18 protein-coding genes and 1 tRNA gene are annotated in these 23,804 nt (G+C 63.7%); 2 read left to right on the forward strand and 17 right to left on the reverse strand.

Going from position 1 to position 23,804, the window contains the following annotated elements; translation table 11 throughout:
- Positions 1-215: 215 nt before the first annotated feature.
- Positions 216-2,882, reverse strand: a complete 2,667-nt coding sequence (gene polA / locus JTF07_RS18780; RefSeq protein ID WP_204235726.1) for a DNA polymerase I — start codon at positions 2,880-2,882, stop codon at positions 216-218.
- A 41-nt stretch (positions 2,883-2,923) separates the two neighbouring features.
- On the opposite strand from polA, the gene JTF07_RS18785 reads away from it, so the two are divergent.
- Positions 2,924-3,382, forward strand: a complete 459-nt coding sequence (locus tag JTF07_RS18785; protein ID WP_204235727.1) for a PaaI family thioesterase — start codon at positions 2,924-2,926, stop codon at positions 3,380-3,382.
- Positions 3,383-3,488: 106 nt separating this feature from the next.
- On the opposite strand, the gene JTF07_RS18790 is transcribed toward JTF07_RS18785, so the two are convergent.
- The gene (locus tag JTF07_RS18790; protein WP_374701013.1) at positions 3,489-4,109 is read right to left on the reverse strand and encodes an ANTAR domain-containing response regulator; all 621 of its coding nucleotides are present in this window, start codon (positions 4,107-4,109) and stop codon (positions 3,489-3,491) included.
- A gap of 160 nt (positions 4,110-4,269) precedes the next feature.
- Between JTF07_RS18790 and JTF07_RS18795 the strand changes: the two genes are divergently transcribed.
- A tRNA-Leu gene (locus JTF07_RS18795) sits at positions 4,270-4,351 on the forward strand.
- Between the two features lie 212 nt (positions 4,352-4,563).
- Here JTF07_RS18795 and JTF07_RS18800 read toward each other — a convergent pair.
- The 15 genes from JTF07_RS18800 to JTF07_RS18870 form a co-directional block, all read right to left on the reverse strand.
- On the reverse strand, positions 4,564-5,958 hold the full coding sequence (locus tag JTF07_RS18800; RefSeq protein WP_204235728.1) for a dicarboxylate/amino acid:cation symporter: 1,395 nt from the start codon (positions 5,956-5,958) through the stop codon (positions 4,564-4,566).
- Positions 5,959-6,207: 249 nt separating this feature from the next.
- The gene (gene pyk, locus JTF07_RS18805) at positions 6,208-7,755 is read right to left on the reverse strand and encodes a pyruvate kinase (RefSeq protein ID WP_101618596.1); all 1,548 of its coding nucleotides are present in this window, start codon (positions 7,753-7,755) and stop codon (positions 6,208-6,210) included.
- A gap of 123 nt (positions 7,756-7,878) precedes the next feature.
- A complete protein-coding gene (locus JTF07_RS18810; protein ID WP_101618595.1) occupies positions 7,879-9,333 on the reverse strand; it encodes a glutamate synthase subunit beta in 1,455 nt (484 codons plus the stop codon).
- Positions 9,326-14,026: a glutamate synthase large subunit gene (gene gltB / locus JTF07_RS18815; protein WP_204235729.1), complete on the reverse strand. Its 4,701-nt coding sequence runs from the start codon at positions 14,024-14,026 to the stop codon at positions 9,326-9,328. The genes JTF07_RS18810 and gltB overlap by 8 nt, the downstream gene beginning before the upstream one ends.
- 187 nt (positions 14,027-14,213) lie before the next feature.
- Positions 14,214-14,519, reverse strand: a complete 306-nt coding sequence (locus tag JTF07_RS18820) for a hypothetical protein (RefSeq protein WP_204235730.1) — start codon at positions 14,517-14,519, stop codon at positions 14,214-14,216.
- The gene (trpA, locus tag JTF07_RS18825; RefSeq protein ID WP_204235731.1) at positions 14,516-15,307 is read right to left on the reverse strand and encodes a tryptophan synthase subunit alpha; all 792 of its coding nucleotides are present in this window, start codon (positions 15,305-15,307) and stop codon (positions 14,516-14,518) included. Before trpA ends, JTF07_RS18820 begins: the two co-directional genes overlap by 4 nt.
- Positions 15,304-16,518: a tryptophan synthase subunit beta gene (trpB, locus tag JTF07_RS18830; protein ID WP_204235732.1), complete on the reverse strand. Its 1,215-nt coding sequence runs from the start codon at positions 16,516-16,518 to the stop codon at positions 15,304-15,306. The genes trpA and trpB overlap by 4 nt, the downstream gene beginning before the upstream one ends.
- Positions 16,519-16,555: 37 nt before the next feature.
- Positions 16,556-17,359, reverse strand: a complete 804-nt coding sequence (gene trpC / locus JTF07_RS18835) for an indole-3-glycerol phosphate synthase TrpC (RefSeq protein ID WP_204235733.1) — start codon at positions 17,357-17,359, stop codon at positions 16,556-16,558.
- Positions 17,356-17,625, reverse strand: coding sequence for an HGxxPAAW family protein (locus tag JTF07_RS18840; RefSeq protein ID WP_143921771.1), 270 nt, complete (start codon positions 17,623-17,625; stop codon positions 17,356-17,358). Before JTF07_RS18840 ends, trpC begins: the two co-directional genes overlap by 4 nt.
- Before the next feature lie 98 nt (positions 17,626-17,723).
- On the reverse strand, positions 17,724-18,251 hold the full coding sequence (locus JTF07_RS18845) for a Trp biosynthesis-associated membrane protein (protein WP_204235734.1): 528 nt from the start codon (positions 18,249-18,251) through the stop codon (positions 17,724-17,726).
- Position 18,252: 1 nt separating this feature from the next.
- Positions 18,253-19,815 carry an anthranilate synthase component I gene (gene trpE, locus JTF07_RS18850; protein ID WP_353844024.1) on the reverse strand — a complete coding sequence of 521 codons (1,563 nt, stop codon included), beginning with the start codon at positions 19,813-19,815 and terminating at the stop codon, positions 18,253-18,255.
- On the reverse strand, positions 19,805-20,176 hold the full coding sequence (gene hisI, locus JTF07_RS18855; RefSeq protein WP_198396273.1) for a phosphoribosyl-AMP cyclohydrolase: 372 nt from the start codon (positions 20,174-20,176) through the stop codon (positions 19,805-19,807). The genes trpE and hisI overlap by 11 nt, the downstream gene beginning before the upstream one ends.
- Complete coding sequence (gene hisF / locus JTF07_RS18860; protein WP_204235735.1) at positions 20,173-20,937, reverse strand: imidazole glycerol phosphate synthase subunit HisF; 765 nt, start codon at positions 20,935-20,937, stop codon at positions 20,173-20,175. Before hisF ends, hisI begins: the two co-directional genes overlap by 4 nt.
- Positions 20,938-20,965: 28 nt before the next feature.
- Positions 20,966-22,468: a carboxyl transferase domain-containing protein gene (locus tag JTF07_RS18865; RefSeq protein ID WP_204235736.1), complete on the reverse strand. Its 1,503-nt coding sequence runs from the start codon at positions 22,466-22,468 to the stop codon at positions 20,966-20,968.
- Positions 22,469-22,602: 134 nt separating this feature from the next.
- A complete protein-coding gene (locus tag JTF07_RS18870; protein ID WP_204235737.1) occupies positions 22,603-23,802 on the reverse strand; it encodes a CaiB/BaiF CoA transferase family protein in 1,200 nt (399 codons plus the stop codon).
- Positions 23,803-23,804: the final 2 nt, after the last annotated feature.

A 23,804-nucleotide genomic window follows, 5' to 3' on the forward strand; every position in this document is an offset into this window, starting at 1 on the left:
GCAGCACAGCACCTCTTCACCTCATCGTCGACCTCAGTTCGCGCTGAACCCGCGTTCACTGTGCGATGACGGTCGCCCACACGAGCATTCTCGAACGTCATCGCACAATGAATTCCGGTTCACCTCCGCGTCAGGTTCACTTCCGCGTCAGGTTCACTTCCGCGTCCGGTTGAGTTTTGCGTCTGGTTCACTTCCGCGTGAGGTCGAGTTTTGCGTCAATGGGCTGCGTCGTGCCAGGAGACTCCGGTGCCGACGTTGACGTCGAGGGGCACGTCCAGTTCGAAGGCTGATCCCATCGCCTCGGTCACAATCGACGTTACGGAGTCGACCTCGTCAGGGTGGACGTCGACGATGATCTCGTCATGGACCTGGAGCAGGACGGTCGACTTGAGATCGCCGAGGCGGTCGCTGACCTTGAGCATCGCAATCTTCATGATGTCGGCGGCCGATCCCTGGATCGGGGCGTTGAGGGCCGCACGTTCGGCCATGTCCCGCAGCTGCCGCCGGTCGCTGTGCAGGGCCGGCAGGTATCGCCGGCGACCCATGATGGTCTCCGTGTAGCCGTTGGCTCGAGCCTGTTCGACGATCTCGTCGAGGTAGTCCTTGACCGCGCCGAAGCGCTCGAAGTACTGCTCCATGAGGTTCTTCGCCTCGTCCACACCGATCGCCAGCTGTCGGGACAGGCCATAGGCGGAGAGCCCATAGACCAGCCCGTAGGACATGGCCTTGACCTTCGACCGCATTGCGGAGTCCACGTCGTCGATGCCGACTCCGAAGACCTTCGAACCGACGTAGGAGTGCAGATCCTCGCCGTCCTTGAATGCCTGGATCAGTGCGGCATCGCCGGAAAGATGGGCCATGATGCGCATTTCGATCTGCGAATAGTCGGCTGTCAGGAGCCGAGAGTCTTCGATCTCCGGGTCGGAGATGAAGATCTCACGGATACGCCGCCCTGATTCTGTGCGGACCGGAATGTTCTGCAGATTCGGGTCGAGCGAGGACAGTCGGCCTGTCGCGGCGACGGTCTGCTGGTAGGTCGTGTGGATCCGACCGTCCTCGGCCACGGTCTTGAGCAGACCCACGACGGTCTGCTTGAGCTTCGTCGAATCACGGTAGGCCAGCAGATGCTGCAGGAACGGATGCTCGGTCTTGATGAACAGCTCCGCCAGCGCATCGGCGTCGGTGGTGTACCCGGTCTTCGTGCGTTTCGTTTTGGGCATGTCGAGTTCATCGAAGAGCACGGCCTGCAGCTGCTTGGGCGATCCGAGGTTGACCTCATGGCCGATCGCCTCATAGGCGAGCTTCGCGCTTTCCTCCGCCTGCTTGGTGAACTCATCGATGAGCCCGGACAGACCCGCTTCATCGACTGCGATGCCTGCCCGCTCCATCTTGGCCAGCACCGGAACCAACGGCAGTTCGATGTGGCGGTAGACCTGGCTCATGTTCGCTTCATCGATTGCCAGTGCCAGAATCTCGTGGACTTCAAGCAGCGCGGCAGCCCTATATCCGTGTGTCTGAGCGGCCTGGTCCGAGTCGAGGTCGAGTGCCAGCTGTCCGCTGTCACCTCCGGGCTCGCTCAGTTCGATTCCGGCACGCTCGAGCGCAATCTGCGGCAGCTCGTAGCTGCGTTGATCGGGCACCAGGAGGTAGGCGGCCAGAGCCGTGTCACCGGCGACGTCATCGACCTCGAGGCCCAGAGAGCGCCACGCCTTGATCTGCGTCTTCGCACTGTGCAGGATGAGGGTCTTCGTCCGCAGCGCAGAACTCAGATTCGCAACGGCTGTCTCCCCCGCCTCGGCGAGGTCGACGACCCAGGCTTCCTCCGGAGTGCCGGAAACAGCGAGGACTCGAACATCGCCGTGCCCGAGTTCGTACCGCGCGTCGGAATCAAGAGCGAGCACATCGGAATCAGCTATCTTCTCGAGAAGGCCGGGAACATCAAGAGTCTCAACGGAGACTTCGCGAGCGGGTCCGGCAGCTTCCTCTGGTACGGCTTCCTCACCGAAGATCGCACTCAGCCGCTTGCCGAGAGCCTGGAATTCGAGCTGGTCGAACAGGCTCGAAAGTTCACTCGGGTCACCCTCGCCCCATTTCAGGTCGGCGTAGGTCAGGCCCAGGTCCACATCGTCGAGGAGTCGATTGAGCCTGAAGTTGCGTTCGACCTCAGAGACGTGGTCGCGAAGCTTCTCACCGACTTTGCCTTTGATCGATTCGGCATTCTCAAGCACTCCGGGCAGGTCACCGTAAGACGTCAGCCACTTCGCCGCGGTCTTGTCACCGACCCCGGGCACTCCGGGAAGGTTGTCGGCCTTCTCCCCCACCAGAGCAGCGAGTCCACGGTAGTTCGCGGGAGTCACCGCGTACTTCTCCTCGATCGCGGCCGGGGTCATGCGATTGAGGTCGCTGACGCCGCGCTTGGGGTAGAGGATCGTCACGGACTCATTGGAGAGCTGGAACGAGTCCTTGTCTCCGGACATCACCTCGACGCTGGCTCCAGCTTCGGTGCCCATGCGGGCCATCGTCGCCAGCGCATCGTCGGCTTCGAAGCCCTCTTTGGTCACCACAGTGATCCCCATCGCGATGACGATGTCCTTGATCAGATCGATCTGGGGGTGGAACTCCGGTGGTGTCTTGGCACGTCCAGCCTTGTACTCCGGATACTCTTCGAGGCGGAACGTCTGACGGCCCAGGTCGAAGGCCACGGCCACATGACTGGGCGACTCGTCCCTGAGGACATTGATGAGCATCGAGATGAAGCCGTAGATGGCGTTCGTCGACTGGCCGGTGCTGGTGGCGAAGTTCTCCACCGGCAGGGCGTGGAATGCCCGGTAGGCCAGAGAGTGTCCATCGATGAGCAGGAGGGATTCGTTTACTTGAGTCACATGGCATAGCCTATCGTTCAAAACTGACATGAAGGAGAACGATGTTCAGACCGGACGCTTCACTGACTGCTGAGACCACCGGAGAGCAGTGCAGGCAGCTGCTCGGCCAGCTCAACGCCCCCGACGCAGTCGGTGATCTGGCGGCGAAGATGGGGATCGAGTTCACAGAGCTGACCCACGACCACGTCACGGGCACCGCACCGGTGGCGGGCAACACGCAGCCCATGGGCCTCTTCCACGGCGGCGGCCATGTCGTACTCGCCGAATCCCTGGCCTCGATGCATTCGTTCCTCATCTCCGGCGGCAAGAATGTCGTCGGCGTCGACCTCAATGCCACTCATCTGCGTGCGGCGAGGGACGGCACAGTGACCGGCCGCGCCGAGGTGCTCCACCAGGGACGCACGATCGTGTCTCACGAGGTGAAGATGACCGATGCCGCCGGTCGGCTCCTCTCAATCGTGCGAATCACGAACATGATCCTCAAAACCGAGCCCAAATGATCTGCAGGCCCGTGAGATCTGCAGGGCAATGACTGCATAATACGAAGGAGGCCGGCGAATCCTCATCGGATTCGTCGGCCTCAGTGTGTGTTGGGGTGAACGCTGGCTACTTGTCGGAGCCGATCTGCTTGAGAACGGTGTCCGCGACCTCACGCATGGTCAGACGACGATCCATCGAAGTCTTCTGAATCCAACGGAAGGCCTCGGGCTCGCTCAGACCCATCGAGGTCTGGAGCAGGCTCTTGGCGCGCTCGACGACCTTGCGGGTTTCGAAGCGTTCGGTCAGATCGGAGATCTCGCTCTCTAGTGAGCTGATCTCTGCATGACGCGACAAGGCGATCTCGAGGGCCGGAATGAGGTCCGCAGCGGTGAAGGGCTTGACCACGTAGGCCATTGCTCCCGCGTCACGAGCTCGCTCGACGAGCTCCTTCTGCGAAAAGGCCGTGAGCAGGACCACCGGAGCGATGCGCGCCTTGGCGATCCTCTCCGCAGCGGAGATTCCGTCGAGGATGGGCATCTTGATGTCCATCACGACGAGATCGGGGCGCAGCTCTTCGGCCAGGCGGATTGCGGATTCGCCGTCTGCGGCTTCGCCGACGACGTCGTATCCGACCTCGCGCAGCATCTCGACGATATCGAGACGAATCACGGCCTCGTCTTCCGCCACTACGACGCGGCGAACCGGCACGGACTCATCTGAAGTTGGTTGTTCGCTGTTTGAAAGCACGGCACCAGTCTAAACCAGGCCCACGCGCGCACCGACGTCGGTACCCAAGTTTCTTCTGTGATGGTAACCACCAGTGTGATGGTCGCCACCGCCGCCGATTGTGCAATCACAGAGAAGCTGTCGTAAACTCAACCCTGTCGCGGATTCGCTCCGCGGCCGAGCCGGATTGGCGGAATCGGTAGACGCGGTGCACTCAAAATGCATTGTCGAAAGACGTGTGGGTTCGAGTCCCACATCCGGTACTTACCCCCAGGCAGTCAGCGGACAGTCACTGGGCACGAAGCAGCAGTGAAGGGGCCGGCGAACTCATGTTCGCCGGCCCCTTCACTCACTCCGCGAGGAACTCATCGGCGTGGACTCGGCCGAGCGCGAAGCGCTCTGCGCCGCAACAGCTCAAAAGGCAGTTCCGGCCGACATCAGCGAAATGCTCATGCCGGCCAGATGCCCACCAGGGTCAGGAACGCGTTCCACTCGAGGGCTGTTCGAGTTCAGCCTCGTCGGAATCCCCGGCGCTCTCCTCTGCGACCTCATCGACCGGCACATAGCCGTCTACACGAACAGCATCGTAGCGGTCGACATCGAGGATGTCGTGACGCTTGGCCACAATGGCAGGGACAAGAGCCTGTCCCGAGACATTGAGCGCTGTGCGTCCCATGTCGACGATCGGCTCGATCGCCAGGAGCAGACCCACACCTTCAAGGGGCAGTCCGAGAGTGGACAGCGTGAGAGTCAGCATCACGGTGGCACCGGTCGTTCCGGCCGTTGCCGCCGAGCCGATGACGGAGACGAACACGATCAGGAAGTACTGCACGATCGTGAGATCGATTCCGAAGAACTGGGCCACGAAGACGGCGGCGATCGCCGGATAGATCGCGGCACAACCGTCCATCTTCGTTGTCGCCCCGAAGGGGACTGCGAAGGCGGCGTAGCTCTGCGGAACGCCGAAGTTGTCGGTGGCGACCTTCTGGGTCACGGGCATGGTGCCGATCGAGGACCGGGAGACGAAGCCCATCTGGGCGGCCGGCCACACGCCGGAGAAATACTGACGAGCTGAGAGGCCGTTGAGCTTAGCCAGCGTCGGATAGACGACGAAGAAGACGATCGCCAATCCCACGTACACAGCAACGACGAACCACAGCAGGGAACCCATGGTCGACCACCCGTAGGAGTTGACCGCATTGCCGATGAGGCCGAGGGTGCCGATCGGTGCGATGCGCACGATCCACCAGACCACCTTCTGCACGACAGCCAAGGCCGCTTCGACGAATTGGAGGAACGGTTCGGCGGCCTTGCCGACCTTGACCGCGGCGATGCCGATGGCACCGGAGACGATGATGAGCTGAAGGATGTTGAAGTCGACCTCGGAGACCAGGCCGCCGGCCTCATCGGGTGAGGTCGCAACCTCCAGGCCGAGGAAGTTCACGGGCACAAGACCGGTCAGGAAGCCGATCCAGCTGCCTTGCGAATCAGGGGCGGAACCGCTCAACGATGCGGCGTCCGCGTGCGTACCCGGCTGAATCACGACACCGAGGATGAGTCCGATGAGTACGGCGATGAGCGCGGTGAAGGCGAACCACAGAAGGGTGGAGACTGCGAGCCTGGCTGCATTCGTCACCTTGCGCAGATTGCCGATGCTGGCGATGATCGCGGTGATGACGAGGGGTACGACGGCCGCCTTGAGGAGGGTCACATAGGACGACCCGATGGTGTCCAAGGTCTGACCGAGCCAGTTGTCCTGACCCTCGCTGACCGGACCCCAGGATCGGGCGATCAGCCCGAGGACCACGCCCGCAATCAGGGCAATGGTGACCTGCACCCCGAATGATCGGCTCCACTTGGGCAATCTCATGCCATTCCTCTTCTTCGTCTGTCGGTTTCCGAATGATGCTCAACCCGAACGCCGCTCACTTCGAGCGAATCTCAGTTCAGGCAATGTTCAACTCACAGCACAACTGTTGAGCAATCTCAGAAATTCCGCAAGTCCGAGTGAAGTGGCTCTCACTGGCGCCAACCGCTCAGGTGGCTGCTCGCGCATATGTCATCGGGACATGACAACGGCGGCCACCCCATGAAGGGGCAGCCGCCGTTTCAGAGAGCCTCAGTGCCTCGGTGTGCCGTTCTCCTTGACGATCGGCACCTCATGAGTGACCGGCGTTTCGGAGACGATGCCGTACCCGGCCAAAGGATCTTCCTCATCGTCCGAGGAGTCTTCGTAAGCAGCAGCAACACCCTTGGCGGCATCACCCATCGTGTGGATGCGCAGAGCATTGGTCGACCCGGGGATTCCAGGAGGTGACCCGGCCACAAGGATGGACTGATCACCCTCGTGGGCTGTTCCGTCCGCGAGCAGCACGGCATCGACCTGTCTGGCCATCTGATCCGTGTGCCGCACAGTCTTGACCAGGTAGGGGCGCACACCCCAGGTCAGTGCCAGCTGGTGGCGAACCTGAGCATCGGGGGTGAAGCCGAGGATCGGCCAGGCGGGACGCAGACGCGACATCCGGCGTACGGAGTCACCCGTCTGGGAGAAGGTGCACAGCAGATCGATGTCGAGCTGTTCAGCAATCTGAACCGCTGCGGCCGTCACAGCCCCACCTTTGGTGTGAGGAACTGTGCCCAGCTGCGGGATCCGTTCCATGCCGTGTTCCTCGGTCGACTCGATGATGCGGCTCATGGTCCTGATCGCTTCGACCCAGTAGTCGCCCACTGAAGTCTCACCGGAGAGCATCAGAGCATCGGCTCCATCGAGGACGGCGTTGGCGCAGTCGCTCGCCTCGGCGCGAGTGGGCCTGGCCGCATCGATCATGGTCTCGAGCATCTGAGTGGCCACGATCACGGGCTTAGCCTGCTGACGGGCGATCTCAACCGCACGCTTCTGCACGATCGGAACCTGCTCCAGGGGCAGTTCCACACCGAGGTCGCCGCGGGCGACCATGATTCCATCGAAGGCATCGATGACCGCATCGAGCTGATCGACGGCCTGCGGCTTCTCCAGCTTGGCGATGACGGGTGCGGAGATGCCGACCTCGTCCATGACTGCCCTGACATCATCCATGTCCTCGGGACTGCGGACGAAGGACAGCGCCACCCAGTCGAAGCCGAGTTTGAGGCCCCACTTGAGGTCCTCGATGTCCTTCTCCGACAGCGCCGGCACGGAGACCGGAACACCGGGAAGGTTGATGCCCTTGTGGTTCGAGATCGTTCCACCGATCTCCACCTCGGTGACGACATCGGTGTCGGTGACCTCGGTGGCACGCAGACGCAGGCGCCCATCGTCGATGAGCAGCGGATCGCCGACGGACACATCGCTCGGCAGAGTCGACAGTGTGGTGCTCACGACCTCGGCGGTGCCGGCGATGTCGCGGTTAGTGATCGTGAAGGCTGCGCCTTCGACCAGCTCTTCCTTGCCGTTGGCGAAATTGCCGACCCTGATCTTCGGGCCCTGCAGATCGAGCAGCAACGCGACGGCGCGGCCGGTGTCGAGCGCGGCCTGGCGCACCCAGGCGAATTTCTCTTCGTGTTCTTCCCGCTTGCCGTGGCTGAGATTGAATCTGGCCACGTCGACGCCTTCGTCGACGAGCGCGCGGATCTCTTCATAGGAGTTCTGATTCGGACCTAATGTTGCGACTATCTTTGCACGCCTCATGCACACCACCCTACCTGTACCGTGGCGGGCGATCCGAACCGCCCGCCACGTCTGTTCGTCGGAGGAGAGTCACGCACACCGATGTGCGGACTTCTCATTAATTGACACAGATCATCTTAACATTTAAAACGATCTGTCGTGTGGTCCGACGGGTTCAGGCAGCCGAGTCGAGCCCGTGAGGAAACGATCGACCTCGGCCGCGACCGACCGTCCCTCGGCGATCGCCCATACGATGAGCGACTGACCACGCCCAGCGTCACCGGCGATGAACACTCCGGGAGTCGAACCGAGATAGGTCTCGTCGCGAGCGAAGGCGCCGCTGTCGCTGACGTCGAGGCCGAGAGCGTCGGATTCCGGCCCAGAGAAGCCGAGGGCCAGGAGCACGAGGTCGGCATCCAGGCGGTGCTCGGTGCCAGGAGTCGGCACACGGCGACCGTCGACGAACTGAGTCTCTGCCACATCGATCCCGACCACCCGGCCTTCCTCGTCTCCGGCGAACCCTGTCGTCGATGCGAGGTAGCGCCGCGTGCCGCCCTCCTCATGAGAGGACTGGACTTCGAAGATGCGCGGGACGGTGGGCCAGGGATCTGCCTCGCTGCGGTCGATGGGCGGCTGAGCTCCGATCGCCAGCGTCGTGACCGAGGCTGCAGTCTGCCGCAGGGCCGTTCCCAGACAGTCCGCACCCGTGTCGCCACCGCCGATGATGACCACGTGCTTTCCCTGAGCGTCGATGTGGCTCTCCACTCCACCGGGTCCAGGGCGCTCCCCCGCCTGCACACGATTCGAGGGCACCAGATAGTCCATCGCAAATTCGACTCCGCGAAGCTCGCGGCCGGCGATGGTCATATCACGGGGCACTGTGGCACCCGTGCACACGATGACGGCATCGAAGCTCGACTGCAGGTCCTCAAGGCTGATGTCCCTGCCGATCTCGACCGACGTCTTGAACCGGGTGCCTTCTGCGCGCATCTGATCGAGACGACGGTCGATGTGCTGCTTCTCGAGCTTGAAATCCGGGATCCCGTAGCGCAGCAGTCCGCCGAGGCGGTCGTCGCGTTCGTGGACGACGACGGTATGCCCAGCCCGTGTCAGCTGCTGGGCTGCGGCGAGTCCGGTCGGACCGGAGCCGATGACGGCAACGGTCTGCCCGGTGATCCGTTCAGGAATCACCGGCTGGATGAGTCCGGCGGCGAAGCCCTGGTCGACGATCGAGACCTCCACCTGCTTGATCGTCACTGCAGGCTGATTGATCCCGAGGACGCAGGCATTCTCACACGGTGCCGGGCACGCGCGACCGGTGAATTCCGGGAAGTTGTTCGTTGCATGCAGAAGTTCGACGGCCCGCGGAAGCTCACCGCGATACATCGCATCGTTGAACTCCGGAATCAGATTGCCCAGGGGGCAGCCCTGATGGCAGAAAGGAACGCCGCAGTCCATGCACCGCGATGCCTGCCTGCGCAGCTGCTCCGGATCGCCTGCTTCGTAGACCTCGCGGTAGTCCATGAGTCGGATGGGAACCGGGCGCCGCCGTGGCAGCTCGCGCTGGTCGGTGGTGAGGAATCCATGTGGATCAGCCATTGGCGACCTCCAGAATCTTGTGCCAGGCGTCGTCCGAATCCGCGGACTGACCTGCCGCGATGAACTCTTCCTGAACGTCTTTGACCATCGCATAGGCGACGGGAATGATCTTTGTGAAGCGGGAGAGGACGTCCTCTCCTCGGCGCAGTCCGTCAAGCAGCTGGGCAGCCAGGGGCGAGCCCGTCCACTGAACATGTTCACCCAACAGGCGCTGGAGGACCTCCATATCGGAGATTCCCACCCCGGTGAACCGGAATACGCCGGCAGCGCGTTCCTTGGGGTTGAGCTTGGCGGGGTTGAAGTCCAGGACGTAGGCAGTGCCGCCCGACATACCGGCGGCGAAGTTGCGTCCGGTGCTGCCGAGGATCACAGCGAGGCCTCCGGTCATGTATTCGAGCCCGTGGTCACCGATCCCTTCGACCACTGCTTCGGCGCCCGAATTGCGCACCATGAACCGCTCCCCCACCTGGCCGGAGACGAACAGCTTGCCGGCGGTCGCGCCGTAGCCCAGCACGTTGCCGGCGATGACGTTGTGCTCGGGTCTGGTCGGGTTCTCCTCGTGCGGATGCACGCTGATGGTCCCGCCCGAGAGCCCCTTGCCGACGTAGTCGTTGGCGTCGCCGTGCAGGTCGATGGTGACTCCGCGAGGCAGGAAGGCACCGAGTGACTGCCCGGCCGTGCCGTGCAGGTCGAGCCTGATCGTGTGCTCGGGCAGGCCCACTTCGGCATGGGCGAGCGTGACATTGTGCCCCAGCAGGGTGCCGACGCTGCGGTCCGTGTTCTCGATCGCCGAGGTGATCGTGACCGTGGCCCCGGACTCGATCGACTCCCCGGCCTCGGCCAGCAGACGCAGGTCCAGCTCCCCGGCGAAGTCGCGGTTGACCTCAGTGGTGCGTTTGCGCGGCACTGCGGTGTTGCCATGGACGTCCTCGGGCACGGTGAGGATCGCGGCCAGATCGAGGTCGAGGCCTGAGGCCTCGGCACGCTTCTCATCGATGCGCAGCCTCTCGACAGCACCGATCGCCTCGTCGAGTGAGCGCAAGCCCAGCTGCGCAAGGTAGCCGCGGACCTCCTCGGCGATGAAGGTGAAGAAGTTCACGACGTGATCGGCCTGGCCATGGAAGCGTTCGCGCAGCTTCGGGTTCTGAGTCGCGACACCGACAGGACATGTGTCCTTGTGGCACACACGCATCATGATGCAGCCGGAGACCACGAGTGCCGTGGTCGCGAATCCGAACTCCTCACCACCCAGCAGGGCGGCGATGATGACGTCGCGGCCGGTCTTGAGCTGGCCGTCGACCTGCACGCTGACCTTCTCTCGCAGACCGTTGAGCACCAGGGTCTGCTGGGCTTCGGCCAAGCCGAGTTCCCAGGGGGTGCCGGCATGCTTGAGGGAGTTCAGCGGGCTGGCCCCGGTGCCTCCGTCGTGACCGGAGACGAGGACGACGTCCGCTCCGGCCTTGGCCACCCCTGCGGCCACCGTGCCGACGCCGATCCCGGACACGAGTTTCACGTGCACGCGGGCCCTGGCATTGGCGCGACCGAGATCGTGGATGAGCTGAGCAAGGTCCTCGATCGAATAGATGTCGTGATGCGGCGGCGGAGAGATCAGCCCCACTCCGGGAGTGGCATGTCTGGTCTTCGCGATCCACGGGTAGACCTTCGCCCCGGGCAGCTGTCCGCCCTCTCCCGGCTTCGCGCCCTGAGCCATCTTGATCTGCAGGTCGTCGGCCTCGGTGAGGTAATGGCTGGTGACCCCGAAACGTCCGCTGGCGATCTGCTTGACAGCCGATCGGCGTTCGGGATCGACGAGACGTTCGGTGTCCTCTCCACCTTCACCGGTGTTCGACCTTCCGCCGATGCGGTTCATCGCGATGGCCAGAGTCTCGTGTGCCTCTTGGGACAGTGAGCCGTAGCTCATGGCACCTGTCGAGAAGCGCTTCATGATCTCGCTGGCCGGCTCCACCTCGGCGATGTCGATCGGACCCGATTCCGTGGGCACGAGGTCGAACAGTCCGCGCAGAGTCATGAGCTCACGTGACTGCTCGTCGACGGCGTGGGTGTACTGCTCGAAGATGTCGAAGCGACCTGTGGCAGTGGAGTGCTGGAGCTTGAAGATCGTCTCCGGGTTGAACAGGTGGCCCGGACCTTCCCGCCGCCACTGATATTCGCCTCCGACCAGCAGATTCCGGTGCGAGGGCCGTGGATGGTCATCACGGTAGGCGTCGGCATGCCGAGCACTTGATTCCGCGGTGATCTCAATGATTCCCTTGCCCCCGAGCTGGTGCGGGGTGGAGGTGAAGAACTCGTCGATGAAGTCGTCCGAAAGCCCGAGGGACTCGAAGGTCTGGGCTCCGTGGTAGGACTGGACAGTCGAGATCCCCATCTTCGACATGATCTTCAGCAGCCCCTTGTTCAGTGCCGTGAGCACATTCTCCACGGCCGCAGATTCGCTGATGCCGCGGATCCTGTCTGAGCGCACGAGCGCTTCGGCGGTCTCCATGGCGAGGTACGGGTTGACGGCGGAGGCACCGAATGCGACCAGAGTGGCGACATGGTGGACCTCACGGACATCGCCGGCTTCGACGATGATGGACACCCGCGTCCGCGAACGCTGCCGCACCAGGTGGTGGTGAAGGGCCGAAGTCATCAGCAGCGACGGAATCGGAGCAAGATCAGCTGTCGAGTCCCGATCGCTGAGGATGATGAACACTGCTCCGGCCTCGACGGCCGCGCTGGCTTCCCGACACAGCGCCTCGAGACGCTTTGCCATGGCATCAGGCCCGGCATTCACCGAATACAGGCCGGCCAGCGTCACACTGGGTCGTCCATTGTCGACGCCGAGGTGGTGGCCCTGGACGTACGAGATCGCCGTCAGTTCGTCGTTGTCGATGACCGGCTGATCGAGCAGGATATGCGCGGAGTCCGGCTCGGAGAACTGCAGCAGGTTGCCTTCGCGCCCGATGCCCGAGGACATGCTGGTGACGATGTCTTCGCGGATTGAGTCCAGCGGCGGGTTCGTCACCTGAGCGAAGTTCTGATGGAAGTAGTCGAAGAGCAGCCTCGGTCGTTTGCTCAAGGCCGCGATCGCCGTGTCCGTACCCATGGCTCCCAGGGGCTCTGCCCCGGTCTCGGCCATCGGCGAGATGAGGATACGCAGCTCCTCCTCGGTGTAGCCGAAGGTTCGCTGACGCCTGCGCACCGATGACTGCGGGTGAGTGACGTGGATCCGAGTGGGCAGATCCGCGAGTCGACGCGAACAGCTCTTGACCCACTCTTCATAGGGATGCTCAGTGGCGAGCTGATTCTTGATCTCCGTGTCGGAGATGATCCGTTCGGACTCGGTGTCGACGAGGAACATGCGTCCAGGCGTCAGCCGACCGCGAGCAACGATGTCCGCTTCGGGCAGGTCGACGACGCCGATCTCACTGGCCAGGACCACGGTGTCGGAGGTCATGACATAGCGCGCAGGACGCAGGCCGTTGCGATCGAGGACCGCCCCTGCCAGCTTCCCGTCGGTGAATCCCACGCAGGCGGGTCCGTCCCACGGCTCCATCAGCAGCGAATGATACTCATAGAACGCCTTGCGTGACTCTCCCATGCCGGGGTTGTTCTCCCAAGCCTCCGGGATCATCATCAGCATCGCCTGCGGCAGCGACCTGCCCGAGGCAACCATGAGTTCGAGCACCGAATTGAATGACGCCGAGTCCGAGGCGCCGGGCGGCACGATCGGGCACAATCTGTCCAAGCTCGTCGAGGTGCCGGGCACCGGGGAGACGAGCAGGTCCGAGGCCAGCTTCGATTCCCTGGCCTGCATCCAGTTGCGGTTGCCGCGCACCGTGTTGATCTCTCCGTTGTGGGCGATCGTGCCGAAGGGCTGCGCCAGCTGCCAGGACGGGAACGTGTTCGTCGAGAAGCGAGAATGCACGAGCGCGATCCGAGAGGTCAGCCGTTCGTCGAGCAGTTCCGTGTAGAAGGCGGAGAGCTGGCCCGTTGAGAGCATGCCCTTATAGGTGATGGTGCCCGGGTTGAGAGAAGGGCAGTAGAGACCCGCATGGTCGAGGCGCTTCCTCACGATGTAGGACCGGCGGCTCAGATCCTGTGGGTCCCGGGAGGGATACCGCTCGTCGATGGCGAGGAAGAGCTGGCGCATGCGCGGCATCGTGGTGCGTGCGGTCTCGCCCAGCACGCTCGCGTCGTGGGGCACGTCGCGGAAGGCAAGGACCTTCAGTCCCTCTTCGGCGGCGATCCGCTTGACGAGCTCGTCCTGATCCTCGTGCGAATCGTTCCTGCCCTCTGTGACCGGAGCATCCCTGTCGTCCGTGGGGAAAGCCACGTCGGGGATGAGATCCTGTCGGTAGTCCTGGGCGAAGAAGCCGATGCCTGCGGCGTAGCTGCCCGGCTCCGGAAGTTCGACGCCGTCAGCACCGAGCACCTCGGCGAAATAGTCGTGGGGTATCTGCAGGGTGATCCCGGCACCATCCCCTGTGCCTTCATCGGAGCCGATGCCGCCTCGGTGTTCGAGTTTGCGCAGTGCGGTCAGAGCCTGTTCGACGACCTCATGGTCTGCCGGGCCACGGTAGCGGACGATGAGCGCCAGCCCACATGCGTCGTGCTCGAGTGCGGGATCGTAGAGTCCGGCACGAACTGGTTGACGCGGAGCTTTCGGGGTCGTTGAGTGTTCACTGTACATCGCTGCCTTCACGGGGTGTAGGAGTTTACGTTAAAGACGGCGCTGTCCCTAGCTGTTTTCGCGGTGCCCTTCGAAGATCGTCCTCAGACACAATTGTGACGTGGTTCTCACAGTCGGTAACCCAACATACACCATGTGGTGCATCCGAATGAAATAGAAAAAGGATCGTAAAACGAACCTAAAAGTCTCAGTCGTCGGACTTTGAACCGCTCTCGCCCCGAGTTCTCCGCTTCACATCCGGGGTGATCGAGATCGCAGAGGTGACCGCTCCGAAGTATCCGAAGCCGTGTCCCCCGAAGCCTTCGCCGCCCTTCTTCGAGGTGCCTTCGGCTGCTCGGGCGAACTTTCGGGCACGGCGAGCGAGGACGAAGACGACGATTCCGACGATGAGGAGGACGACACCGAGGGCGAGCACCCAAAGGGCCCACCCGGGGATCGTGGCAGAACCGAGCTGCAGTGCGTCATTCGATGCGAGCAGTTGAGCCCGACTCATGCACAGCCCTCGGCGAGTTCAGCGGCCAAGCTGGCGATTCCGCTGACTCCGCCGCTGTCGAGAGCGCGCACGAGTGCCGAGCCGACGATCACGCCGTCAGCGTATTCGGCGACCTCTGCAGCCTGTTCGCGCGTCGAGACGCCGAGCCCGACGCAGGCGTGCGGCGCTCCGGCGTCCTTGAGCCGAGATACGAGCTCACGAGCGTGGTTGTCGACCTCGGAGCGAACGCCGGTCACGCCCATCGTCGAGGCGGCATAGACGAATCCGCGGCTCGCATCAACAATGGTGGCCAGTCGTTCGGGTGTCGATGAAGGGGCAGCGAGGAAAATGCGGTCCAGATCGAATTCGTCCGAAGCGCTCACCCATTCGGATGCCTCATCGGGGATGAGATCCGGGGTGATGATGCCTCCGCCGCCGGCAGAGTCCAGGTCACGGGCGAAGGCCGAGACACCGTACTGCAGCACGATGTTCCAATAGCTCATCACCACGGCGGTCCCCCCGGCCTCAGCGACAGCCGAGACCGCAGAGAAGATGTCGGAGGTGCGCACACCGGCGGCAAGTCCCTGCTCGGCGGCACGTTGGATGACGGGTCCGTCCATTCCCGGATCCGAGTAGGGCATGCCGACCTCGATGATGTCGACTCCGGACTTCACCAGTTCGACCATGGCCTCGATGGAACCCGCGACAGAGGGGAAGCCGACCGGAAGGTATCCGATCAGGGCAGCCTTGCGGCCTGCCTGAGCGACTGCATCCAGAGTGGTACCGGTTCTGGGTCCTGAGCTCGTCATACCTGCACAGCTCCTTCGTCGAAGTAGTTGAACCATTTGGCCGCGGTCGTCATGTCCTTGTCGCCGCGTCCTGAGAGGTTGACGAGCAGGACCGCCTCGCTGCCGAGTTCCCGTCCGATGCGCATAGCACCGGCCAGGGCGTGGGCGGATTCGATCGCGGGGATGATGCCCTCGGACCGCGACAGCAGCTGCATGGCCTCCATCGCCTCTTCATCGACGACAGGCTCGTAGGTGACGCGCTGAATATCGTGGAGGTGGGAATGCTCGGGGCCGACCGATGGGTAGTCGAGTCCAGCTGAGATCGAGTGGGACCCCTGTGTCTGGCCGTCCTCGTTCTGGAGGATATAGGTCGCCGAGCCATGCAGGACTCCGGGGCGCCCACCGGAGAAGCGGGCGGCGTGACGGCCACTGTCGACGCCGTCTCCTCCGGCTTCGAAGCCGAAGATCTTCACCTCAGGATCGGCGAGGAAAGCGGCGAAGAGACCCATAGCGTTCGACCCGCCGCCGACACACGCGCAGACCGCGTCGGGCAGACGACCGACGGCATTCTGGATCTGTTCGCGAGCTTCGACGCCGATGATGTCCTGGAAGGACCGGACCATGGCCGGGAACGGGTGCGGGCCGGCGACTGTGCCGATGATGTAGTGCGTGTTCTCTACGTTGGCGACCCAGTCGCGCATCGCTTCGTTCATCGCGTCTTTGAGCGTCTTGGTGCCGTTGGACACCGAGTTGACCTTGGCTCCCAGCAGTCGCATCCGAGCAACGTTGAGCGCCTGCCGCTGGGTGTCTTCCTCACCCATGTAGACCTCGCACTCCATATCCAGGAGGGCGGCGGCCGTGGCTGCGGCAACACCGTGCTGTCCGGCTCCGGTTTCGGCGATGACACGGGTCTTGCCCATGCGTTTGGCCAACAGAGCCTGACCCACGGCGTTGTTGATCTTATGGCTGCCGGTGTGGTTGAGGTCCTCGCGTTTGAGGAAGACCCTCGCCCCACCGCAGTGCGCGGCAAACCTGGTGGCCTCGGTGAGAAGGCTGGGACGGCCGATGTAGTTCTGCTGCAGGTCGAGCAGCTGCTGCGTGAACTCCGGGTCGACCTGGGATTTTCGCCATGTCTCCTCGATCTCGTCGAGTGCGGGGATCAGCGCTTCGGGGAAGAACCTGCCTCCGTACGAACCGAAGTAGGGTCCGTTCTCCTGGCTCAAATCGGTCATTGCCGTCCTTCGTGGTTCGAAATGGTGGTCGGGTGGATCAAGACTGACGACTGGTCGCCGCCCGGCGCTCCTGCCCGGTCGAGGTGAACGCGGCCACGGCTGACTCGGCGTCGCCGCCGGTGACGAGTGCTTCACCCACGAGCACGAGATCGGCGCCGGCTCCGGCGTAGGCCTCGACATCATCGGGACCGATGACTCCGGACTCTGCGATGAGTGTGCAGTCCGCCGGTGCCAGATCGGCCAAGGGAGCGAAACGGCTCGTATCGACGCTGAGGTCCTTGAGGTTGCGGGTGTTGATGCCGATCAGAGGGGCCTTCAGTTCGGCCGCGATCGCCAGCTCATCAGCGTTGTGGGTCTCCACCAGGGCCGTCATCCCGAGTTCGTGGGCGAGAGCATGGAACTCGTGGAGCTGTTCGACGTCGAGCGCTGCGACGATGAGGAGGACGAGATCAGCACCGTGGGCGCGGGCCTCATGGAATTGGTACTCCTCGACCATGAAGTCCTTGCGCAGGACGGGAACGTCAACTGCTGCGCGGACGGAGTCGAGGTCCGCCAGGCTTCCTGAGAAGCGACGCCCTTCGGTGAGGACGCTGATCGCCCGTGCTCCCCCAGCGGCATAGAGGCCGGCCAGGGTCCCAGGATCCGGGATGTGGGCGAGGTCTCCGCGGGAGGGAGATCGTCGTTTCACCTCGGCGATGACACCGAAGTCTGCTTCGAGATCGAACGCACGCGCAGGCTGGGCCGCGCGTGCACGGTCGATGACGTCTGCCAGCGGTGTCTGCCTCCGGCGTTCGGCGAGATCCTCGCGTACTCCGGCGACGATATCGTCGAGAACTGTCATTTCTTCTTCGGCTTGTTTCCCAGGCCGACGGCACGCAGGATGATGCCGGCGATGAGGCCGAGCACGACGACGCCGATGCCGACGTAGGTGATGGTCGCGGTGTGGATCGTGAACCCGACGCAGCCGATCGTGACGCCGATGAGCATCACGATGACACCGGTCCAACCGGCCACGGAGTTTCCGTGTCCCGGGTCGGCGATTGCTGCATAGTCGATCGTCGATTTGTCGAGATCGGTTGCGCCGTTACGAGCGACGGTTTGCGACATGGTGCTCCTTAGAGATGCAGGCGTGGCACGCGTGAAAACTTGTTGCATCCATTGTGACACGCTTCGAGTTTGGTCGAGACACCGACCCGGTCACGAGGTCATTTCGATTCCTCGTCGTCCCCACCAGCGGTGGGATCGGGGTCGTCCCCACGGGAGAGGGCGTCCCAGGTCGCTGCCGAATCGAATTCGTCGCCTCCGGCTTCCGCCGTCCTGGCGTACCGGTTCGAATTAGCCCATCTCGCCGAGGCGAAGGCGATGGAGACGATGACGATGAGCGCGATGGCTGCCGCAAACAGGGCCACGATCGGCCAGGCGGTGGCCCCGGGGGATGAAACCGCCTGCAGTGCGGTCATGCCGTAGCCGACGGCGGCCAGAGAGGCGAAGCCGAGAACGACGACACGTCCGATCTTGCCCAACATGGCTGAAAGCAGCCCGGTGACGGCGATGATTGCGACACAGGCGGTCGCAACCGGCGATGCCTGAGAGCTTGCGTCCTCCGTGACATCGGCCACACCTGCAGGCCCCAGTGAGTCACCGGGGACACCGGCCTGCCAGGAGGCAAGGCTGATTGCCCACAGGGCACCGGCCAGGATGAGGACGAGGAGCACTCCGCGTGATTTCGTCATCTCAGCCGCGCTCTCTGCCCAAGGACCCGAGCCTGTCCACCGCGCCGGCTGCTGCCGCGGCTCCCAGGACTGCGGCCGCCTTGTTCTGAGATTCCTGATATTCGGCTTCGGGGACCGAATCGGCGACGAGCCCACCGCCGGCATAGACGCTCATGACCGAGTCGCGCAGGACTCCGGTGCGGATGGCGATCGCCAGGTCGAGGTCGCCGGTGAACGACATGTAGCCGACGACGCCTCCGTATATTCCGCGGCCGATGGTTTCGAGCTCGTCGATGACCTGCAGAGCGCGGGGTTTCGGCGCTCCGGAGAGCGTGCCCGCCGGGAACGTGGCACGCAGCACGTCGACGGCTGTGTGTCCTGGTGCGAGCTCTCCGCGTACGGTCGAGGAGATGTGCATGATGTGGCTGTAGCGCACGATGTCCATGAACTCGCTGACATCGACTGTGCCCGCCCGACAGACCTTTGCGAGGTCGTTGCGGGCAAGATCGACGAGCATGAGGTGTTCGGCACGTTCCTTCTCGTCGCTGATGAGGTCTCTGGCCAGCGCGGAGTCCTCTTCGGTCGTCGCTCCTCGAGGTCGCGAGCCGGCGATCGGGTGGGTGACGACGTCACCGGAGCGGACCGTGACGAGAGCTTCCGGGGACGAGCCGATGATGCTGGCAGGCTGTCCCTGGTCGTCATGGAGGTTGAGCAGGTACATGAATGGGCTGGGGTTCGAATGGCGCAGCATCCGATAGACGGTCAGCGGATCGGCCGTGCAGTCGGTGTCGAAACGTTGGCCGAGGACAACTTGGAAGATCTCCCCATCGACGATCTCACGTTTGGCCTGTTCGACGTTGTCGAGGTAGACCTGCGGATCGGTGCGCGTCGACACCTCGGGTTTGACGAAGTGCGTGCTCAGGATCTCGGCGTCGCTGGACCTGCTGATCCTCGACAGCATCGCCTCGATCCGATCGACGCCTGCGTGGTAGGCATCGTCGATGCCGGCATCGGCACCATTGACATTGAATACGTTGGCCACGAGGGTGAGCGTTCCGGAGTAGTGGTCATAGACCGCGATGTCGCCGGGGATCATCAGCTGCACGGTCGGCAGATGGTGTTCGTTGGCCCGGGCGGGGCCGAGCCTCTCGAACTGCCGCACGATGTCCCAGCCGAAGTATCCGACGAAGCTTGAGACCATCGGCGGAAGAGCCGACTCGGTCGCGTCGACGGCGAGCAGCTCGAGGGTCGCCGTGACCGCGTCCAAAACGCTGCCGTCGGTCGGGATCCCCACCGGAGGTGTGCCTTCCCACCGAAAGCTCTCGCCCTCGGAGATCAGGGTGGCGACAGGTGCGGAGCCGATGAATGAGTAGCGCGCCCAGGCTCCGGACACGGCCGACTCGAAGAGGAAGCTGCCAGGACCGCCGTCCGTGAGTTTGCGATACAGGCTCAGCGGGGTCTCGGAGTCGGCGAGGACTTCCGCGTGGACTGGCACCAAGCGGTGATCGGCGCCCGAAGCGCGGAACTCATCGAGGCTGGGCCGAATCGTCAGCCCGGTGTCGGTCGTGCGAGTGTCAGTTGGCACTGATAGTCCTTCCGGTGAAGCACGTCGGGGTCAGAGTGTGGCAGGCGGGCCCGGTCTGTTCGACCTCCATGAGCAGAGCGTCCGCATCGCAGTCGAGGCTCAGGGAAGCCACCTTCTGAGTGTGTCCGGAGGTCTCGCCTTTGACCCAGTATTCCTGCCGCGACCGTGACCAGTACACTGCGGCACCGCTGCTCAGCGTGCGCTCGATGGCTTCGGTGTCCATCCAGGCCATCATGAGGACCTCACGGGTGGTGACCTCTTGGACAATGACGGGAATGAGCCCGTCTGCGTTGACCGTGATCAGTTCGCGCCAGTTCTCCGGGGTGGCGTCGATCTGGGCGGCAGAATCGTGTGTGCTCATCGGACTTCGATCCCTTCCCTGCGCAGTGCGTCCTTGACTTCGGCGATGCTCAGTGTCCCGAAGTGGAAGACACTCGCGGCCAGCAGGGCGTCGGCCCCGGCGGCCACGGCCGGAGCGAAGTGCTCGACTCGTCCGGCACCTCCGGACGCGATCAGCGGAACGTCGACGGCGGCCCGCGCGGCGGCGATGAGTTCGAGATCGAAACCGTCACGGGTGCCGTCAGCGTCGATGGAGTTGAGGAGGATCTCACCGACGCCGCGCCCGGCCGCCTCGGTGATCCAGTCGATCGCGCAGCGACCGGTTCCCTCACGTCCACCGCGGGTGGTGACTTCGAAGCCGGAGGGCGTCTGTGTCCCCTGCGCGCGTCGGGCGTCGAGAGACAAGACGAGGACCTGATTGCCGAAGTGGTGGGCGATATCGCTGATGAGCTGGGGGTTCGCGACTGCGGAGGTATTGACGGAGACCTTGTCCGCACCATCGCGCAGGAGGCGGTCGACGTCGGCGACGGCGCGGATGCCGCCGCCGACGGTCAGCGGAATGAAGACCTCTTCGGCACAGGCCCGGACGATATCGTGAACGGTCTCGCGATCACCGCTGCTCGCGGTGACATCGAGGAAGGTCAGCTCGTCCGCACCGGATTCCCCATAGCGTCGGGCCAATTCGACCGGATCGCCGGCATCCTTGAGGTCCGCGAACTTCACGCCTTTGACGACACGCCCTTCGTCGACGTCGAGGCACGGAATGACTCTGATGGCAACCATGTGACTCTCCTAGATTCTTTGTCGACGTTCAGATTCCGAGGGTGCGATACCGTTCCATCCGGCGCGCCAAGCGCCGGTCGGATGGTTCACGCATGAGCTCGATGAGTTCGTACTCCAGTGTCGCACCCACCCGGGACACGAAGTCCAGCGGCTCCTCACTCGCATCTGGATGTTCGGCGATGATGCGGTCGACGACTCCCGTCGCCATGAGCATGGGTGCATGCACACCTTGGCTCTGGGCCATCTCCGGCGCGCGGTCGGTCGTCCGGTGCACGATCGCCGAGGCGCCTTCCGGGGGCAGGGGCGAAAGCCACCCGTTTTCGGCGCTGAGCACTCGATCCGCGGGGATCAGTGCGAGCGCTCCCCCGCCTGACCCCTCACCGAGGATGAGCGACACCGAGGGCGCATCGAGGTTAGCGAGGTCGGCGAGGCTGCGGGCGATCTCGCCGGCGATTCCGCCCTCTTCGGCAGATTTCGACAGTGCAGCACCAGGGGTATCGATGACGGTCACCAGCGGCAGGTCGAGTTCGGCCGCCAAGCGCATTCCGCGCCTGGCCTCTCGCAGCGCCGCTGGCCCGAGAGGTGCCCGGGAATCCTGGCGGAAACGATCCTGACCGAGAACGATGCACGGGGCGGAGCCGAACTTCGCCAGCGCCAACAGTAGCCCTGGGTCCTTCTCACCTTGTCCGGTGCCGTTGAGAGGCAGCACGGTGTTGGCCGCGGTGCGCAGCAGGTCGCGAACTCCGGGACGATCGGCGTTGCGGGAACGGGTGATCGCATCCCATGCGTCGGAGTCCGGGTCGACGATCTCCGGGCGTGTGTCCGGGTCGGCGACGCGGGGCGGAATCTCCTTGGCGCCCATGAGCACGTCGAGGACTCGGGCGAGCGTGGTCTGGATCCGTTCGGGGCTGATCACTGCGTCGATGATCCCGTGCTTGTGCAGGTTCTCCCCCGTCTGCACGTTCTCAGGGAACTTCTCTCCGTAGATGGCCTCAAAGACTCGCGGGCCGAGGAAGCCGATGAGTGATCCAGCCTCGGCGACGGTGACATGGCCCATCGAACCCCAAGAGGCGAACACGCCGCCTGTGGTGGGATGGCGCAGGTACACGAGGTAGGGCAGGGCGGCCCGACGATGGGCCATCACGGCGTTGGTGATCTTGACCATCGACAGGAACGCGATCGTGCCCTCCTGCATCCTGGTCCCGCCCGAGGCAGGTCCGGCCAGCAGCGGCAGTCCTTCGAGCGTGGCGCTTTCGATCGCGTCGACGAGCCGCTGAGCCGCGGCGACGCCGATCGAACCGGCCAGGAACCGGAATTCCCCAGCGACGATGGCGACGCGCCTGCCCTCGATCATGCCCTCTCCGGTGATGATGGCCTCGTCGACTCCGGATTTCTCCCCGGCGGCGGCGAGTTCGGCCGCGTATTCCTCGGAGATGCCCCCGGCGGGCCTGATCGGGGTCGTATCCCAGGACACGAAGGATCCGTCATCGACGACGATGTCGACGAGTTCATGTGCATTCAACCGTGCCACGTGCTTATCTCCTGCTTCAGATGTGTCTGACCAACGGTAAATCCGACGAACGGTCAAGCGGTGATGGGCCACCAGCTGCGGATTGCCTCCACCTGCGGATCAGGGGGTGCAACTGGTGGCCAGGGTCCTCAGAGTCACGAATCGAGCCAGGACACGATCGCCTCGGCGTCCTCATTCAGCAGAGGCGGTGCATCGTGAGCGGTCCTCGTGGTTTCGACCTCGACCTCGCCGTCGGCGTCGAAGAACCGCAGCGGGGGTCCTGGCAGGTCGATGTCGCCGAGAACAGGATGGTCGACGGAGACCTTGAGGCCCTGGCTCAGTGCCTGGTCCCACGAGTAGACCTCTTCGAGGGTGCGCACGGTGCCGGAGGGAATTCCTGCGTCTGCGAGTCTGGCGAGCAGCTCGTCCGATCCGTAGGCTGCGAATCTGCTTTCGATGAGTTCGATCACGGCCGGACGGTTCGAGACACGAGCGGAATTGTCGCCCATGCCCTCGGTCGCCGGGTCGATGTCGAATGCGGCGCAGAACTTCTGCCACAGGTTCTCGTTGCCCACGGAGATCTGCACGGCACCTTCGCGGCAGTTGAAGAGTCCGTAGGGAGAGAGGGAGGGATGGTGGTTGCCACCGGGCTCGGGGTTCTGCCCGGCCACCGTGGCACGCGTGCCCTGAAAAGCGTGGACTCCGACCATGCCGGCGATGAGCGAGGTCCGCACGACCTTGCCCTTGCCCGTGCGCTCTCGTTCGAGCAGGGCGGCGAGCACGCCGTAGGATCCGTAGATGCCTGCGAGGAGGTCGGCGATCGGAACGCCGACACGCTGCATGTCGTCGGGCCCGGATCCTGTCAGCGACATGAGTCCGGCCTCGCCCTGGGCGATCTGGTCGTACCCTGCGCGCGAGGACTCGGGTCCGTCGTGGCCGAAGCCGGTGATCGAGAGGAGCACGAGGCGGGGGTTGATCTCCATGCACACGGCGGTGGAGAAACCGAGTCGATCGAGGACGCCGGAGCGGAAGTTCTCGATGAGCACATCGGCGCGCGAGATCAGTTCCCGCAGCGTCTCCTTGCCGGTGTCAGACTTGAGATCGAGGGCGATGGATTCCTTGTTGCGGTTGCAGGAGAAGAAGTAGGTGGCCTGAGGATCGTCCTCGGGACCGACGAACGGAGGACCCCAGGACCGGGAGTCATCCCCCTTGCCCGGGTTCTCGACCTTGATCACTCGGGCACCGAGGTCACCGAACATCATTCCCGCATGAGGGCCGGCCAATGCGCGGGAGAGATCGATGACCGTGTATCCGGTCAGTGGGCCTTCGACCCCTGTGATTGTGTCGTTCGACATTC

It is taken from the genome of Brevibacterium sp. RIT 803 (assembly GCF_016892625.1).
GTDB lineage: Bacteria > Actinomycetota > Actinomycetes > Actinomycetales > Brevibacteriaceae > Brevibacterium.